A 437-nucleotide genomic window follows, 5' to 3' on the forward strand; every position below is an offset into this window, starting at 1 on the left:
GGCAGCAGTGGGGAATATTGGACAATGGGGGAAACCCTGATCCAGCCATGCCGCGTGTGTGAAGAAGGCCTTTTGGTTGTAAAGCACTTTAAGCAGTGAAGAAGACTCTTCGGTTAATACCCGGAGACGATGACATTAGCTGCAGAATAAGCACCGGCTAACTCTGTGCCAGCAGCCGCGGTAATACAGAGGGTGCAAGCGTTAATCGGAATTACTGGGCGTAAAGCGCGCGTAGGTGGTTTGTTAAGTTGGATGTGAAAGCCCCGGGCTCAACCTGGGAACTGCATCCAAAACTGGCAAGCTAGAGTACGGTAGAGGGTGGTGGAATTTCCTGTGTAGCGGTGAAATGCGTAGATATAGGAAGGAACACCAGTGGCGAAGGCGACCACCTGGACTGATACTGACACTGAGGTGCGAAAGCGTGGGGAGCAAACAGG

The 437-nt window shown here is 52.4% G+C and carries 1 rRNA gene; it reads left to right on the plus strand.

The window, feature by feature from the left end:
* Positions 1-437, plus strand: a 16S ribosomal RNA gene (locus SB786_RS35665); the annotation flags it as partial.

The organism is Burkholderia sp. SIMBA_062 (assembly GCF_046534765.1).
GTDB classification, from domain to species: Bacteria; Pseudomonadota; Gammaproteobacteria; order Burkholderiales; family Burkholderiaceae; genus Burkholderia; species Burkholderia ambifaria.